The sequence below is a fragment of the Pseudomonas sp. Y5-11 genome (assembly GCF_022368695.1).
GTDB lineage: Bacteria > Pseudomonadota > Gammaproteobacteria > Pseudomonadales > Pseudomonadaceae > Aquipseudomonas > Aquipseudomonas parakoreensis.
Window position 1 is genome coordinate 425,131 of sequence record NZ_CP058974.1, and the last position, 16,652, is coordinate 441,782.

13 protein-coding genes are annotated in these 16,652 nt (G+C 60.4%); 6 read left to right on the top strand and 7 right to left on the bottom strand.

The features are described from left to right. Positions 1 to 5: 5 nt before the first annotated feature. A complete protein-coding gene (locus HXW87_RS01915) occupies positions 6 to 1,355 on the bottom strand; it encodes an OprD family porin (protein WP_047297205.1) in 1,350 nt (449 codons plus the stop codon). 367 nt (positions 1,356 to 1,722) lie between these two features. On the opposite strand from HXW87_RS01915, the gene tauA reads away from it, so the two are divergent. Then, positions 1,723 to 2,709 carry a taurine ABC transporter substrate-binding protein gene (gene tauA, locus HXW87_RS01920; protein WP_182402927.1) on the top strand — a complete coding sequence of 329 codons (987 nt, stop codon included), beginning with the start codon at positions 1,723 to 1,725 and terminating at the stop codon, positions 2,707 to 2,709. Between the two features lie 401 nt (positions 2,710 to 3,110). On the opposite strand, the gene argA is transcribed toward tauA, so the two are convergent. Beyond that, a complete protein-coding gene (gene argA / locus HXW87_RS01925; protein ID WP_007967974.1) occupies positions 3,111 to 4,409 on the bottom strand; it encodes an amino-acid N-acetyltransferase in 1,299 nt (432 codons plus the stop codon). A gap of 259 nt (positions 4,410 to 4,668) precedes the next feature. Then, on the bottom strand, positions 4,669 to 5,814 hold the full coding sequence (argE, locus tag HXW87_RS01930; RefSeq protein WP_131670655.1) for an acetylornithine deacetylase: 1,146 nt from the start codon (positions 5,812 to 5,814) through the stop codon (positions 4,669 to 4,671). Between the two features lie 155 nt (positions 5,815 to 5,969). Between argE and HXW87_RS01935 the strand changes: the two genes are divergently transcribed. Then, positions 5,970 to 7,340 carry a CYTH domain-containing protein gene (locus HXW87_RS01935; protein ID WP_095668062.1) on the top strand — a complete coding sequence of 457 codons (1,371 nt, stop codon included), beginning with the start codon at positions 5,970 to 5,972 and terminating at the stop codon, positions 7,338 to 7,340. Positions 7,341 to 7,455: 115 nt separating this feature from the next. Here HXW87_RS01935 and HXW87_RS01940 read toward each other — a convergent pair whose 3' ends face one another. Beyond that, positions 7,456 to 7,926 (bottom strand): Lrp/AsnC family transcriptional regulator, encoded by a 471-nt coding sequence (locus tag HXW87_RS01940; protein WP_025112016.1) that lies wholly within the window; start codon positions 7,924 to 7,926, stop codon positions 7,456 to 7,458. Between the two features lie 127 nt (positions 7,927 to 8,053). On the opposite strand from HXW87_RS01940, the gene HXW87_RS01945 reads away from it, so the two are divergent. The 3 genes from HXW87_RS01945 to HXW87_RS01955 all read left to right on the top strand — a co-directional run bounded on the left by HXW87_RS01945 (position 8,054) and on the right by HXW87_RS01955 (position 10,653). Further along, a complete protein-coding gene (locus HXW87_RS01945; protein WP_239778371.1) occupies positions 8,054 to 8,392 on the top strand; it encodes a hypothetical protein in 339 nt (112 codons plus the stop codon). A gap of 90 nt (positions 8,393 to 8,482) precedes the next feature. Next, positions 8,483 to 10,267, top strand: a complete 1,785-nt coding sequence (locus HXW87_RS01950; RefSeq protein ID WP_041072096.1) for a GspE/PulE family protein — start codon at positions 8,483 to 8,485, stop codon at positions 10,265 to 10,267. Between the two features lie 65 nt (positions 10,268 to 10,332). Continuing rightward, complete coding sequence (locus HXW87_RS01955) at positions 10,333 to 10,653, top strand: DUF2388 domain-containing protein (RefSeq protein WP_198759827.1); 321 nt, start codon at positions 10,333 to 10,335, stop codon at positions 10,651 to 10,653. A gap of 188 nt (positions 10,654 to 10,841) precedes the next feature. Here HXW87_RS01955 and gcvP read toward each other — a convergent pair whose 3' ends face one another. After that, positions 10,842 to 13,715 carry an aminomethyl-transferring glycine dehydrogenase gene (gcvP, locus tag HXW87_RS01960; RefSeq protein WP_239778372.1) on the bottom strand — a complete coding sequence of 958 codons (2,874 nt, stop codon included), beginning with the start codon at positions 13,713 to 13,715 and terminating at the stop codon, positions 10,842 to 10,844. A gap of 156 nt (positions 13,716 to 13,871) precedes the next feature. Between gcvP and HXW87_RS01965 the strand changes: the two genes are divergently transcribed. Then, positions 13,872 to 15,011 (top strand): DegT/DnrJ/EryC1/StrS aminotransferase family protein, encoded by a 1,140-nt coding sequence (locus tag HXW87_RS01965; RefSeq protein WP_239778373.1) that lies wholly within the window; start codon positions 13,872 to 13,874, stop codon positions 15,009 to 15,011. Between the two features lie 103 nt (positions 15,012 to 15,114). Here the strand turns inward: HXW87_RS01965 and gcvH are convergent, their stop codons facing one another. Further along, positions 15,115 to 15,498, bottom strand: coding sequence for a glycine cleavage system protein GcvH (gene gcvH / locus HXW87_RS01970; protein ID WP_041072090.1), 384 nt, complete (start codon positions 15,496 to 15,498; stop codon positions 15,115 to 15,117). Positions 15,499 to 15,546: 48 nt separating this feature from the next. Continuing rightward, on the bottom strand, positions 15,547 to 16,629 hold the full coding sequence (gene gcvT, locus HXW87_RS01975) for a glycine cleavage system aminomethyltransferase GcvT (RefSeq protein WP_239778374.1): 1,083 nt from the start codon (positions 16,627 to 16,629) through the stop codon (positions 15,547 to 15,549). Between the last annotated feature and the right edge of the window lie 23 nt (positions 16,630 to 16,652).

Here is a 16,652-nt window from a genome sequence, read left to right on the forward strand (position 1 = left end):
CGCTATTACAGCAGCGGGATCGAGTAGCTGACGATCAGGCGGTTTTCATCCTGGTCACGCTGACCTGGGATGTCGTTGCGCCAGGTAGCGTTTTTCCACATGAAGCCCAGGTTTTTGGCCGGGCCTTCAGGAATAACGTAACCGATGGTCAGATCGCGTTCCCACTCGGAGTTGCCGTTGCCGTTCTCACGACGGTTGGAACCCACGGTGTCGATGTCGCTGCCGCGCAGGTAGACCATGCCGGCGGTCAGGCCTGGCAGGCCGACTTTGGCGAAGTCATACGAGTAGCGTGCTTGCCAGGTTTTCTCGCCAGCACGACCGAACTTCTGGATCTGCATGTCGGTAATGGTGTAGTTCGACGAACCGTCGCCCTGGTTGAGCCAAGGGAAGTCGGAGCTGCCGTTGGAAACCTGATAGCCGCCACCGAAAGTGTGACCTTCAACGGTATACAGGAACAGGCCGCTGTACAGGTTGTTGTCGATCGGACCTTTACCGCTGACATTGCCGACGTAGTTACCGTTGCCGAAGTAGGCGGCGGTGTTGCCGTTGGCGCCGTCGTCGCTGCTGTGGAAGTAGCGGAAGTCAGACTTCAGTACGCCTGGGCCGATTGCCCAGTTGTGAACCAGACCCAGGAAGTGCTGCTTGTAGAAGTCTTCCAGGTTGCCGTAGTAGTACTGGGCAGTCAGGTCCTTGGTGATTTTGTAGTCACCACCGGCGTAGTAGAACTTGTTGCTGTTGGCCACGCGAGCGTTCGCACCGCCAACAGACAGGTTCTCGTTGTTGCTGGAGTTACGCCCTTTCACTGCTTCGATCTGACCAGCGACCAGAGTCAGGTCCTTGATCTCGCCGGAAGTGATCTGGCCACCCTGCCAGGTTTGTGGCAGCAGACGACCGTCGTTGGTCACGATGACCGGGTTCTTTGGCTGCAACGTGCCCAGCTTCAGTTCGGTCTGAGAGATTTTGGCCTTGGCGGTCAGGCCCAGACTCGAGAAGTTATCAACAGCTTCGCCATTGGACTTGCTCGGGAACACGGTGCCACCGTAGGACGTCGAGGTTGCACCGTTGGTGCCGCCGCCCGAATCCAGACGCACGCCCAACAGGCCGATGGCATCGATACCGAAGCCTACGGTGCCTTGGGTGTAACCGGAGATGAAACGCAGATCGAAGCCTTGGCCCCATTCTTCGTTCTTGTTCTGAGCGCCAGCCGCTTTGGTGCCGGAGTCACGGTTATCAGTGTTGATGTAGAAGTTACGCAGCCCCAAAGTAGCTTTGCTGTCTTCAATGAAACCGGCGGCGCCTGCCTGCTGCGCCAAAACCCCTACGGCCACAGCCAGGGCCAAGGTGGACTTGTTCATGTAAAGCTCCTCTCGTTTCTAATTCTTGTGTTCCTGGCCCGGGGTCTGATGCCCTGGATCCTAAGATGCGCGATTAGCGCCAGACCGTGACTGACAAGTCAATCGTAACCTTGTGTGTCTACGACCAAGGTCTAATCGCAGTGATTTGGTCCGTGCAGAGTAAAGATTTCCTGATAAACCCAAAAAGAATTTATTAATTCTTTTTAATATCATTTCGAAATATGGCCAGTATCGTGCCACCTCCGCCGGGAAACAGCGTATCGGCGACTAAGCTCATTCCTAAATGGTATTTGTTAGCCTTTTTTTATATCGATTAGCTTTGGCGCAACCCCGATTCGTCAAACCCTATCGAAAAGGCGACGCCATGATGGCCAAACGCGCACTATCTAGTCAATTTGTTACAGTTTGTGTATCGGCGCTGATTTCTTTTTCCGCCCATGCCGCCAACCTCACCGTTGGCTATCAAACCGGTATCGACCCGAGCAAAGTCCCTCAGGCCGACGGCGTCTACGAGAAGACCATCGGCGAGAAAATCGACTGGCGTCGCTTCAATAGCGGCCCGGAAGTTGTGACAGCCATCGCATCAGGCGACGTACAGATCGGCAACCTTGGCTCCAGTCCTTTGGCAGCGGCCGCATCGCGCAATCTGCCGATCGTCGCTTTCATTGTTTCAGCGCAGATTAACGCCGCCGAGGCGCTGGTGGTGCGCAATGGCAGCAGGATCAATACCCCGCAGGACCTGGTCGGCAAGACCATCGCCACGCCTTTCGTTTCCACTTCCCACTACAGCCTGCTCGGCGCACTCAAGCACTGGGGCCTGGACACCTCGAAAGTCAAAGTGGTGAACCTGCAGCCCGCAGAAATCGCAGCGGCGTGGAAGCGTGGAGATATAGATGGCGCGTTTGTCTGGTCGCCGGCGCTGGGGGAAATCCGCAAGACCGGCAAGACCCTGACCGATGCCGCACAAGTCGGCCAATGGGGCGCACCGACCTTCGAAGTCTGGGTCGCGCGCAAGGACTACGCCGAAAAGCATCCTGAGGTGGTGGCCAGGTTTGCCAAGGTCACTCTAGATGCGTTTGCCGATTACGCCAGCCATAAGGACAGCTGGACAGCGGACTCGGCGCCGGTGCAGAAAATCGCAAAACTGACGGGTGCCAATGCGGCCGACGTGCCGGAGCTGCTGGCCGGTTCGGCCTTCCCGGATGCCAAGGCGCAGCAATCCACCGCACTGCTGGACGGTGGCACGGCGAAAGCGATTGGTGAGACGGCGAAGTTTTTGAAGGAACAGGGCAAGGTCGAGACGGTGCTGCCGGATTATTCGCCGTACGTCAGTGCGAAGTTCATCGCTGAGTAAACACAAAACCCTGTAGGAGCTGCCGAAGGCTGCGATCTTTTGACTTTGGGTTTCTGAATCAAGATCAAAAGATCGCAGCCTGCGGCAGCTCCTACAGGGGACTCGAATTACAGGGTCTTTTCGAAGATCTTCGAAAAGACCCTGTAATTCGAGTCCCCTGTAGGAGCTGCCGAAGGCTGCGATCTTTTGACTTTGGTTTTCTGAATCAAGATCAAAAGATCGCAGCCTTCGGCAGCTCCTACAGGGGACTCGAATTACAGGGTCTTTTCGAAGATCTTCGAAAAGACCCTGTAATTCGAGTCCCCGGTCGGAGCTGCCGAAGGCTGCGAACTTTTGACTTTGGTTTTCTGAATCTAGATCAAAAGATCGCAGCCTTCGGCAGCTCCTACAGGGGACTCGAATTACAGGGTCTTTTCGAAGATCTTCGAATTGCGCTGATAGTTGTACAGCGATGCCCGCGCCGCCGGCAGGCGTTCGACGCTGCTAGGCTCGAACCCGCGCTCGCGGAACCAGTGCGCGGTACGGGTAGTGAGCACGAACAGGGTTTTCAACCCTTGCGCCCGGGCACGGGTCTCGATGCGCTCCAGCAACTCATCGCCGCGACCGCCATGGCGGTACTCCGGATTCACCGCCAGGCACGCCAGCTCACCGGCGTCCGAATCGGCAATCTGGTACAGCGCTGCACAGGCAATGATCATCCCTTCACGCTCAACCACACTGAACTGCTCGATCTCGCGCTCCAGCACTTCGCGCGAGCGACGCACCAGAATCCCCTGCTCCTCCAGCGGACTGATCAGGTCAAGCAAACCGCCGACGTCTTCAATCGCCGCCTCGCGCACCAGTTCGAATTGCTCCTGAGCCACCAGCGTACCGCCACCATCGCGGGTGAACAGTTCGGTCAGCAGCGCGCCGTCTTCGGCGTAGCTGACGATATGGCTGCGCGCGACACCGCCACGGCAGGCCTCGGCGGCGGCATCCAGCAGTTCGGCCTGATAGTTGTTGCCCAGACGCGCCAGATGCGCAGGCACCTGTTGCGGCCGCAGTTCGCGCACCAGTTTGCCGTTTTCGTCAATCAGACCGAGGTCAGCGCCGAACAGCAACAGCTTGTCGGCACCGAGGTCGATGGCGGCGCGGGTGGCGACGTCTTCGCAGGCGAGGTTGAAGATTTCCCCGGTCGGCGAGTAGCCCAGCGGCGACAGCAGCACGATCGAGCGCTCGTCGAGCAGGCGATTAATGCCTTTACGGTCGACCCGGCGCACTTCGCCGGTGTGGTGATAGTCGACACCCTCGAGTACGCCGATCGGCCGCGCCGTGACCAGGTTGCCGCTGGCCACCCGCAGACGCGAGCCTTGCATCGGCGACGAGGCCATGTCCATCGACAGCCGCGCTTCAATGGCGATGCGCAACTGACCGACTGCATCGATCACACATTCCAGGGTTGCCGCATCGGTGATGCGCATGCCGTGGTGATAGTGCGGGGTCAGGCCGCGAGCGGCGAGGCGGGTTTCAATCTGCGGACGCGAACCGTGGACCAGCACCAGACGCACACCGAGGCTGTGCAACAGCACCAGGTCGTGGACGATGTTGCCGAAGTTCGGATGCTCCACACCGTCGCCGGGCAGCATGACGACGAACGTGCAGTCGCGGTGAGCGTTGATGTAAGGGGACGCGTGACGAAGCCAATTGACGTATTCGGGCATGAACCTGGGCCTGTAATAAATAGCAGCCGGAAAAAAGGGCGAAACGGAAAACGCACAGCGGGCTGATGGTTATCGTCGGAACAGGCTTGGCGACACGCGCGTTCTCCTCATGAATACGGGTTGGATTCCCACTAATTTAACGTCTTCCCCTGTAGGAGCTGCCGCAGGCTGCGATCTTTTGACTTTGTTTTTAAGAGACAAGATCAAAAGATCGTCCGAACGCGGCCCGAGCCTTCGGCAGCGCCTACAAGGGATGTGTTCAATTCTTCAGGCAGTAATGTTCAACCAACTGCCGCAATAGATGCACGGTAGGCTGCAAACGTGACATTTCGAGGTATTCGCCGGGCTGGTGGGCACAGGCGATGTCGCCGGGGCCGAGCACGATGGTTTCGCAGCCAAGGCGCTGAAGATAAGGCGCTTCGGTGCCAAACGCCACTGTTTCGGCACGATGGCCGGTGAGCTTTTCGGCGATGCGTACCAATTCGGCGTCTTCGGCCTGTTCGAACGGCGGTACTTCCGGGAACAACGGTTTATAATCGATCTTCACCTGGTGCCGCTCGGCCACGGGATTGAGCTTGCGCAGGATCTCCGCACGCAGCACTTTCGGGTCCATGCCCGGCAACGGACGCAGGTCGAACTCCAGCGAACACTGGCCACAGATGCGATTCGGGTTGTCGCCGCCATGAATACAACCGAAGTTCATCGTCGGTTGCGGCACGCTGAACTGCGGATTGTTGAATTCACGCTGCCACAACAGGCGCAAACCGCGCAGCTCGCCGATGGCATCGTGCATCGCTTCGAGGGCACTGTGCCCCAAACGCGGATCCGACGAATGGCCGCTTTGCCCGAGGATATCGATGCGCTCCATCATGATGCCCTTGTGCATGCGAATCGGCTTGAGCCCGGTCGGCTCGCCGATCACCGCCGCCCGGCCCAACGGCTTGCCGGCCTCGGCCAGGGCGCGGGCACCGGACATCGAACTTTCTTCATCACAGGTGGCGAGAATCAGCAGCGGTTGCTTGAACGGTTGATCGAGCAGCGGCTGCACGGCCTCGATGATCAGCGCGAAAAAGCCCTTCATGTCGCAACTGCCCAGCCCGACCCAGCGGCCGTCAACTTCGGTGAGCTTCAGCGGATCGGTCTGCCACAGCGCATCGTCATAAGGCACGGTATCGCTGTGCCCGGCCAGGACCAGGCCGCCGGGGCCGCTGCCGAAAGTGGCGAGCAGGTTGAATTTGCCGGGGCTGACCTGCTGGATGTCGCAACTGAAGCCCAGATCACCCAGCCAGCCGGCGAGCAAATCGATCACCGCCCGGTTGGACTGATCCAGGCCCGGTTGGGTGCAGCTGACCGACGGTGCGGCGATCAGTGCAGCGAACTGGTCTTGCATGGACGGCAAAGGCATCGCTGACTCCAACTCCGATTTGAAGTCCATCATAGAGCCATCCGGCGCCAGGAATAAACCGCCGCAGGGCGTAGGAAGTTTGAGTCCTGTACACTGCACGGCCTTGGCAGCCACACATTCCCCCGGCTGCGCTCCCGATCCTGGATTTTCCGGCCATGCAGAAAGAAACCGAAATCAAACTCCGCGTCAGCCGCGAAACCCTCGCAGCCCTGCGCGAGCACCCGCTACTGAAAAAACGCAACAAAAATGGCTGGGAACGCCGTGAGTTGATGAACCAGTACTTCGACACCCCCGAGCGCGACCTGGCCCAGGCCAAAGTTGCCCTGCGCCTGCGCAAGGACGGTGACGAAGTGATTCAGACCCTCAAGACCCGCGGCCAGAGTGTTGCCGGTCTGTCCGAGCGTAATGAATACGACTGGAAGTTGCCCAAAGCCAAGCTCGACGTGAAGAAACTCGACGGCGAATGCTGGCCCGAGTCGCTGGCCGAGCTGGACAAGAAAACCCTGAAACCGATCTTCACCACCGATTTCGTCCGCGAGCGTGCGGAAATCGCCTGGGGCCGCGGCAAGGCCAAAGTGGTCATCGAAGCTGCGCTGGACCTCGGTCATGTGGTGGTCGGCAAACAGAAAGAAGAAATCTGCGAGCTGGAACTGGAATTGCGCGAAGGCGAGCCGGCCGCACTGCTGGAACTGGCCGCCGAGCTGGCCGAAACCCTGGCCCTGATGCCCTGCGACATCAGCAAGGCCGAGCGCGGCTACCGTCTGTACGACGCCAACAGCTACTCGCTGAGCCTGCCGGCGCCGCAACTGACCCCGGAAACCCCACTCGACGACGCCTTCGCCGCACTGGCCTGGCACTTGCTCGGCAGCAGCCAGCGTCTGGCCGAACAATATCGCTTCAATGGCCACTGGCGCCTGCTGCAGGACTGGGTCGAGAACCTCGCCGAAATGCGCGCCCTGCTCAGCAGCCTCGGCCAGGCGGCACCGCGTCCGGCCACTCACGACCTGCGCGTGGCGCTGGACGCATTGCTCGAAGACTGGCGCCCGCTGGTTCAGGTCGGCATCGAAGACGAAGACGTGCGCAAGGCGGCGCCGGAGCAATTCCTCGAAGAACTGGAAGACCCGCGCTGGGGCCTGTTCTCGCTGACCGCATCACGCTGGCTGCTGGCCCGCGCCTGGACCGCCGAGCGCAACACCCGCGGCAACCGCCAGGGCGCCGCGCAATTGCACAGCTGGCTGCCGCGCCTGCTGGGCGAAGAAGCCACCTCCCTGCAATTGCAGCGCTATCAGCAGCAACCGGAAGATCTGGCCGAACAACTGCCGCGCATCGAGCGCATCCAGGTCTGGCTGCACCACGCGCGCAACGTGCTGGAGATCGCGGAAATGGATCGCCTGTACGGCGAACTGAACAAACTGGCACAACTGGCCAACGAACCGACCATCACTGACGAACTGCTCGATGCGCGCAAGCAGCAGGCGATTGCGGTTTATCAGAATCGTGCGTGGAAAATGCTGCTGCGCATGTGATGACTGTATGGTGAGGGGATTCATCCCCGATGGACTGCGCAGCAGTCCCCTGCTTTCGACTAAAGCGGGGCCGCTTCGCGACCCATCGGGAAAAATCCCCTCGCCACAGAGGCCATCAGCGCATGACCGGCAGGCTGGTGGTGGACTTGATCTCCGACAGCGCCACAATCGAATTCACTTCCTGAATCCCCGGCACCAGCGACAGTTTCTCGAAAAAGAACCGCTCATACGCCTCGATGTCCGCCGCGACAATCCGCAACAGAAAATCTACCGCGCCCATCAGCACGTAGCACTCCAGAACCTCCGGAAAACCGCGAATCGCCTCGGTGAATTCGGTGAAGTTCGACCGCCCGTGGGCGTTGAGCTTGATTTCGGCGAAGATCTGCGTGTTCAGGCCGATCTTCTTGCGATCAAGCAAGGTCACCTGACCGCGAATAATCCCCTCCTCCTTCATTCGCTGAATACGCCGCCAGCACGGTGACTGCGACAGGCCCACCTGCTCGGCGATCTGAGCGCTGGACAAGGAAGCGTCCTCTTGCAGCAGGGCGAGAATCCTGCGGTCGTAGCTGTCCAGCTCGCTGTGCATAGAAAAACCTCAAATATGAATTAATGCGAATCAAACTGGTCGATCATTCGCCAATAACATCGATCTTAGCCAAGAAATGCCCGGCACCGAATGTAAAAATTTCTCCAGTGTTTTTTGGAGACTCGCCATGCCGCACCTCGAAACCGTGAATACCGCACCAACCCGGGCCGATGTCTGGAACGTCAACAACAGCCATTGCCTGGCGCAGTATCAGATCCTCGCCGAAGCCGAGCCGGATCTGCTGGTGCGGGTGCTGAACCTGTTCGCGCTGCAGTTCCTGACGCCTGAACAGGTCAATGTGCAGCGGATGGACGACTTGATGTCGATCGACATCGTCATGGGCGGTTTCAGTTGGCATCGCGCCCAAGTGATTGCGGAAAAACTTCGTAACCTGATCAGCGTCTGCTCGGTCAACCTGCAAAACGCCGACGCGGCGTGGGATACGCCCGCGCAAGCGGTTGGCTGAAAAATCCGGCAACGGCTTTGTCGGGTAGTGGCCCAACGGTCTGCGGGGCCACGACTATCCTTTGCGAACTGTCGTTCAAAAGGAGCCCGCATGTCCGTTCAACTCGCCACTCAGGACCGCTGGCTGGATCTCAACGATGTGTTGCGTGAATTGGTCGCCCAAGGCTTCATCAGCCAGGATTCGGCGGAGCAGGCGCTCAACGCCCGGCGCCGCCACGCGACCCACGGCCAGCAGCATCCGCTGGAGTTCATTGCCAGCCAGCAGCTGGATGACCTCAGCCGTCCGGGTAAACATCTGGATCTGGAAAGCCTGACCTTGTGGCTGGCGCAGCAGGCCGGCCAGCCGTACATGCGCATCGACCCGTTGAAGATCAACGTCGCCGCGATCACCCCGCTGATGTCCTACGCCTTTGCCCAGCGGCACAGGATTCTTGCGGTGGCGGTCGACCGCGACGCCGTGGTCGTGGCCAGTGCCCAGCCCTACGTCACCGCTTGGGAAGCCGACCTGACTCACGTGCTGAAGCTGCCGATCAAACGGGTGGTCGCCAACCCGGTGGACATCCAGCGCTTCAGCGTCGAGTTCTTCCGCCTCGCCAAATCGGTCAGCGGCGCCAGCAATGCCGATCAGCAAAGCGGCAACCTCGGCAACTTCGAACAACTGCTCAACCTCGGCGCCAGCGATCAGGAGCCGGACGCCAACGACGCACACATCGTCAACATCGTCGACTGGCTGTTCCAGTACGCCTTCCAGCAACGCGCCAGCGACATTCACATCGAACCGCGCCGCGAACAGGGTACCGTGCGCTTTCGTATCGATGGCGTGTTGCACAACGTCTATCAATTCCCGCCGCAGGTGACCATGGCGATCGTCAGCCGCCTGAAAAGCCTCGGGCGGATGAACGTCGCCGAGAAGCGCAAACCCCAGGACGGCCGGGTCAAGACCAAGACCCCGGACGGCGGCGAGGTGGAGCTGCGGCTCTCGACGCTGCCCACCGCGTTTGGCGAAAAAATGGTCATGCGGATTTTTGACCCGGAAGTGCTGCTCAAGGACTTCGATCAGTTGGGCTTTTCCGCCGATGACCTGCGCCGCTGGCAGGACATGACACGCCAGCCCAACGGCATCATCCTGGTCACCGGGCCAACCGGTTCGGGCAAGACCACCACGCTCTACACCACGCTGAAGAAACTGGCGACGCCGGAGATCAACCTCTGCACCATCGAAGACCCGATCGAAATGGTCGAGCCGGCGTTCAATCAGATGCAGGTGCAGCACAACATCGAGCTGAGTTTCGCCGCCGGGGTACGCGCACTGATGCGACAAGACCCGGACATCATCATGATCGGCGAGATTCGCGACCTGGAAACCGCGGAAATGGCGATTCAGGCGGCGCTCACTGGCCACCTGGTGCTGTCGACCCTGCACACCAACGATGCCCCCAGCGCTATCAGCCGATTACTCGAACTCGGCGTGCCGCACTACCTGATCAAGGCCACGGTGCTCGGGGTCATGGCCCAGCGTCTGGTGCGTACCCTGTGCCCGCACTGCAAGGCGCCGCTGACGCTGGAAGAGGAAGACTGGCAGACCCTGACCCGCCCCTGGCAGGCGCCGCTGCCGGGCAATGCGCAACGGGCGATCGGCTGCCTCGAGTGCCGCGACACCGGTTATCGCGGGCGCGCCGGGGTTTACGAAATCATGCAATTGAGCGACAGCCTCAAAACCCTCATCACCCCGGACACCGACCTTACTGCCATCCGTCGACAAGCCTTCAAGGAAGGTATGCGCAGCCTGCGCCTTTCAGGTGCGCAGAAGGTCGCGGCAGGGCTGACCACCCTTGAAGAGGTGCTGCGGGTGACACCGCAGAGCGAGCAGAAATAGGCCGCTACGGAACCGGATCGGGGAATCGTTATCCAACGCCGTAGTTAACCCCCAGGAGTCACTCAATCATGCGTCTAAAACTTGCTGTCGCCACCCTTGCCTTGCTGTCCCTTCCCGTTGGTTCAGCGATGGCCGACAGCTTTTGGCGTAACGTCATTTCGTCCGGCGCCACCACCGGTTCGACCTACCTGACCTTCAAGGATCACAAGCTGATCGTTGCCGCGCAGGACGACGCCGGCAGCTTCGTCGCCAGCGATGGCAGCATTCGTGGGCCATACCTGGAAGCAGCCATGCAGAAAGTCCGCGCCGACAATCCGGGCCTGCAGGCCACGGACATGGAACTGGCGAATGCGATTCTGGCGAAGAACGCAGTGGCTTCCGAGTAAACCGGGCGCCAACAAAAATGCCGCTCGATCGAGCGGCATTTTTTTGCCCGTAATGTCGAATTCACCACAACCTCTGTGGGAGCGAGCCTGCTCGCAAATAAAGTGGGTCAGATACATGTTTGTCTTCTGACACGACGCCTTCGCGAGCAGGCTCGCTCCCACATTTGGGCGGTTGTACAACCTGGAAATCAGCGGTACTCGTCCACCGGGACGCAGGCACAAAACAGGTTGCGGTCGCCATAAACGTTATCCACCCGATTCACCGCCGGCCAATACTTGTGCGCCTTGGTGTGTGCATCCGGGGTGATGCCCTGCTCGATGCTGTAAGGCCGCTCCCAGACTCCGGTGACATCGGCCAAGGTATGCGGCGCACGCTTGAGCGGGTTGTCTTCCGCCGGCCAGTTGCCGTTCTGCACTTCGGTGATTTCTGCACGGATGCTCAGCATGGCGCCGATAAACCGGTCCAGTTCGGCCTTGGATTCGCTCTCGGTCGGCTCGACCATCAACGTCCCCGGCACCGGGAATGACATGGTTGGCGCGTGAAAGCCGTAATCCATCAGGCGCTTGGCGACGTCTTCTTCGCTGATCCCGGTCTGCGCCTTCAACGGCCGCAGATCGAGAATGCATTCATGGGCCACCCGCCCGTTGCGCCCGGTGTACAGCACCGGGAATGCGCCGGATAAATGCTGGGCCAGATAGTTCGCCGCGAGGATTGCCACTTCGCTGGCATCCGCCAATTGCGGCCCCATCATTGCGATGTACATCCAACTGATCGGCAAAATACTCGCACTGCCCCACGGCGCCGCGCTGACCGCGCCGTTCTGCGGCAGCGGGCCGTCAATCGGCACGACCGGATGACTGGCGACGAACGGCGCCAGGTGCGCGCGAATGCCGATCGGCCCCATGCCCGGCCCGCCACCGCCATGGGGAATGCAGAACGTCTTGTGCAGGTTCATGTGCGACACATCGGCGCCGATGTCCGCCGGCCGCGCCAGCCCGACCTGCGCGTTGAGATTGGCGCCGTCCATATACACCTGCCCGCCGTGCTGGTGGATAACTTCGCAGATCTCGCTGATGCCTTCCTCGTACACGCCATGGGTCGACGGATAGGTCGCCATCAGGCACGACAATTTGTCCCCCGCCTCGGCCGCTCTGGTTTTCAGGTCGTCCAGATCGACGTTGCCGGCCTCGTCGCATTCGACGATCACCACGCGCATCCCGGCCATCTGCGCCGAGGCCGGGTTGGTGCCGTGGGCCGAGGACGGGATCAGGCAAATATCCCGTGCGCCCTGCTGCCGGCTCTCGTGATATTTGCGAATCGCCAGCAGCCCGGCGTACTCGCCCTGAGCCCCGGAGTTGGGCTGCATGCAGATCGCATCGAACCCGGTGATCGCGCACAGCCAGCGCTGCAGTTCTTCGATCATCAAGGTGTATCCGACTGCCTGCTCCCGAGGCGCAAACGGGTGCAGATTGGCGAACTGCGGCCAGGTGATCGGGATCATCTCACTGGTGGCGTTGAGCTTCATGGTGCAGGAACCCAACGGGATCATCGACTGGTTGAGCGCCAGATCCTTGTTCTCCAGTTGCTTGAGGTAGCGCAGCATCTCGGTTTCGCTGTGATGTGCGTTGAACACCGGATGGCGCAAGTAAGGCGTCTTGCGCTGGAGGCTGTCGGGGATGCCTGAAACCAACGTTTCTGCATCGAGTTGCTCGACGTTTAAACCATGATCGGCACCGAGCAGCACGTCGAACAGTTTGGCCACCGTGCTTTCATCGCACGTCTCGTCGAGGCTCAACCCGACTCGACCACGGCCGAGAATCCGCAGATTGATCTGCGCAGCCCTGGCGCTGTCGATGATTGCGCTCTGCGCGCCGCCGACCTCCAGCGTGAGGGTGTCGAAAAACTGCCCGTTGACTCGCGCAATACCATGGCGCTCAAGGCCCGCCGCCAGGATGCAGGTCAAGCGGTGCACGCGCTGGGCGATGCGTTTCAAGCCTTGCGGCCCGTGATACACCGCGTAGCAACTGGCGATGTTGGCCAGCAGCACCTGCGCGGTGCAGATGTTCGAATTGGCCTTCTCGCGGCGAATATGTTGCTCGCGGGTTTGCAGGGCCATGCGCAACGCGACATTGCCACGAGCATCTTTCGACACGCCAATGATCCGTCCGGGAATCGCCCGTTTGTACGCCTCACGGCTGGCGAAAAACGCCGCGTGCGGGCCACCGTAGCCCATTGGCACGCCAAAGCGTTGGGATGATCCGAACACCACGTCAGCGCCCAGTTCACCCGGTGGCGTCAGCAGCAACAGACTCAGCAGATCCGTAGCGACGCAGGCCAGCGCCTGCTGCGCGTGCAGTTGATCGATGACCGGACGCAAATCACGAATCTCGCCGTGGGTGTCGGGATACTGCAGCAATGCGCCGAACACCTGATGCTGGCTGAGGTTATCCACAGCGTCGATGATCAGCTCAAAGCCGAAGCCTTCGGCGCGGGTCTGCACCACGGAAATGGTCTGCGGATGACAGTTTTCGTCGACGAAGAACAGATTGCTCTTCGACTTCGCCACGCGTTTAGCCAGGGCCATGGCTTCCGCCGCAGCGGTAGCTTCGTCGAGCAACGAGGCGTTGGCCAGTTCCAGCCCGGTGAGGTCGATGGTCAGTTGCTGGAAATTCAGCAGCGCCTCAAGACGGCCCTGGGCAATCTCCGGTTGATACGGAGTGTACGCGGTGTACCAACCAGGATTTTCCAGCACGTTACGCAGAATGACGGTCGGCGTCAGCGTGCCGTAGTAGCCCATGCCGATCAGACTGGTCCACACCTGATTCTGCTCGGCGTAACCGCGCAGTTTGGCCAGCGCCGCCTGCTCGTCGAGGGCCGGCGGCAAGTCCAGTGCCCGGTTCAGGCGAATGCCCGGCGGCACCGTCTGCTCGATCAGTTCGACCCGGCTGCCGAGGCCCAGGCTATCGAGCATCGCCTGTTGTTCGGCGGCATCGGGACCCAAATGGCGGCGCAGGAAGGCTTCGGGGTCGCGTAACTGGCTCAAGGATGGCAACTGGGACATGACAGGCTCTCTCTTGGCTGGCGCTCGGCGTCAATGCAACACGGTCAAACCAGCATAGCAGCCGATCCCGACGCGCACGGCTTGGCGGCGCCGGGTGTTCCGGGGCATGCTGTAGCGCCTGCATCAGGCGTCCAACTTGCGGATGATCGAACCCTCATGAGCCAACTGCCGTTCCTGCCGTTTTCAAAACCTGTCATCGATGAAGCCACGATTGCCGCCGTCGGCGACGTGCTGCGCTCCGGCTGGATCACCAGCGGGCCGAAGGTACAGGCCTTTGAAGCACAGCTGTCGGAATACTTCGGCCGGCGCCCGGTGCGCACGTTCAACTCCGGCACCTGCACCATGGAAATCGCCCTGCGCATCGCCGGCATCGGCCCGGGTGACGAAGTGATCACCACGCCGATTTCCTGGGTCGCCACCGCCAACGTGATCCTCGAAGTCGGCGCCACGCCGGTGTTCGCCGACATCGACCCGGTGACCCGCAACATTGATCTGGACAAGCTCGAAGCAGCGATCACCCCGCGCACCAAAGCGCTGATCCCGGTGTACCTCGCAGGCCTGCCGGTGGACATGGATCGGCTATATGCCATCGCGCGCAAACACAATCTGCGGATTGTCGAAGACGCCGCGCAGGCGTTGGGTTCGAGCTGGAATGGCCAGCGCATCGGCGCCACTGGCGACTTCGTGTCGTTCAGTTTCCAGGCCAACAAGAACGTGACCTGTTCCGAGGGCGGCTGTCTGGTGCTGAGCACTGCAGAAGAAGCGCGGCTGGCGGAGAAATATCGCCTGCAAGGTGTGACCCGCAACGGCTTCGACGGTCTCGACGTTGATGTGCTCGGCGGCAAGTTCAACATGACCGACGTCGCCGCGACCATCGGTCTGGGTCAATTCGCCCATATCGAGGCGCTGACCGCCCATCGTCAGGAACTGGCCCGTCATTACTTCAAATGCTTTGGCGATGACTTCGAAGTGACCTATGGCGCACAACTGCCGCCAGCGGATTTCACCCACAGCAACTGGCATCTATTCCAGCTGGTGCTGCCGGAGCGCAAGGACGGCTTGCCGGCGCGGGCCACGTTCATGGAACAGATGCAGGCCAAAGGCATCGGCATCGGCTATCACTACCCGCCGATTCACTTGTTGAGTCTGTACCGCGAGCGCGGTTTCAAGGAAGGGATGTTGCCGGTGGCCGAACGCGTCGGGCGACTGATTGTGTCGTTGCCGATGTTCACCAGCATGACCAAGGACGACGTCGAGCGTTCAGTGGCGGCAGTCAAAGCCGTATTGAAGCCCTGAACCGCCATGCCTGTAGGAGCTGCCGCAGGCTGCGATCTTTTGATCTTGCTTCAAAAACAAAATCAAAAGATCGCAGCCTGCGGCAGCTCCTACAGAGCGAGGATTATTCGCCGATTGCAGCCTTGTAGCCGGCGGCGTCCAGCAGCTTGTCCAGATCAGCAGCGTTGGCTGGCTTGAGCTTGAAGATCCACGCCCCGTACGGATCGGAGTTCAGCAATTCCGGAGAGCCGCTCAGCTCTTCGTTGACAGCGATGACTTCGCCGGCAATCGGCGAGTAGATATCGGAGGCCGCTTTCACCGACTCAACCACGCCAGCTTGATCCTCAGCAGCAAACACCTTGCCCACTTCAGTCAACTCGACGAACACCACATCGCCCAGTGCTTCCTGCGCGTGATCGCTGATGCCCACGGTAACGGTGCCGTCGGCTTCCAGACGCGCCCACTCATGACTTTCGGCAAAACGCAGTTCGGCGGGGATATTGCTCATGCTTGGTGTCCTCAAAAAATTGTCAGCGGTCAGGCCCGCCGGAAAAGGTTAGATCAAGGTTTTGCCATGGCGCACGAAGGTCGGTTTGACCACTCGTACCGGATACCACTTGCCACGGATTTCCACTTCGGCGCGGTCGGCGGTGGCCATCGGTACACGCGCCAGGGCAATCGATTTGCTCAGCGTAGGAGAGAAACTACCACTGGTGATCTCTCCTTCGCCAACATCGGCGATACGAACCACCTGATGGGCGCGTAAAACACCGCGTTCCTCAAGCACCAGCCCCACCAGTTTGTGCGCAACGCCGGCGGCTTTTTCCGCTTCCAGCGCAGCACGCCCGATGAACTGCCGCGAGGCCGGTTCCCAGGCAATGCTCCAGGCCATATTGGACGCCAGCGGCGAGACATCCTGATGAATGTCCTGGCCGTAGAGGTTCATCCCTGCCTCGACCCGTAGCGTGTCGCGGGCGCCGAGGCCGATCGGCGAAATGCCGGCACCGACCAGATCGTTGAAAAATCCCGGCGCTTGCTCGGCCGGCAAGGCGATTTCCAGGCCATCCTCACCGGTATATCCGGTGCGGGCGATGAACCAGTCGCCATCGACGTGAGCTTCGAACGGTTTGAGATGTTTGATCAGTTCGGCGCGGGACTGGGTCACCAGTTCGGCAATTTTCTGCCGGGCCTGCGGGCCTTGAATGGCGAGCATCGCCAGATCCTGACGCTCATGCAATTGCACGTCGTAACCGGCGACCTGCGCCTGCATCCACGCCAGATCCTGGTCGCGAGTGGAGGCGTTGAATACCAGACGATAACGGTCTTCGAGGCGATAGACGATCATGTCGTCGACGATGCCGCCACGCTCGTTGAGCATCGTGCTGTAGAGCGCGCGGCCGGGGCGATGCAGGCGCTCGACGTCATTGGCCAGCAAATGCTGCAGCCAGGCCTTGGCCTGGACACCGGTGACATCGATCACGGTCATGTGGGAAACATCGAACACCCCGCAATCGCGACGCACCTCGTGGTGTTCCTCGACCTGCGAGCCGTAATGCAGTGGCATGTCCCAACCGCCAAAATCGACCATCTTCGCGCCGAGGGCGAGATGCAGGTCATACAGAGGCGTACGCTGTCCCATGGGTTTCTCCTTCCGGGCGTGGC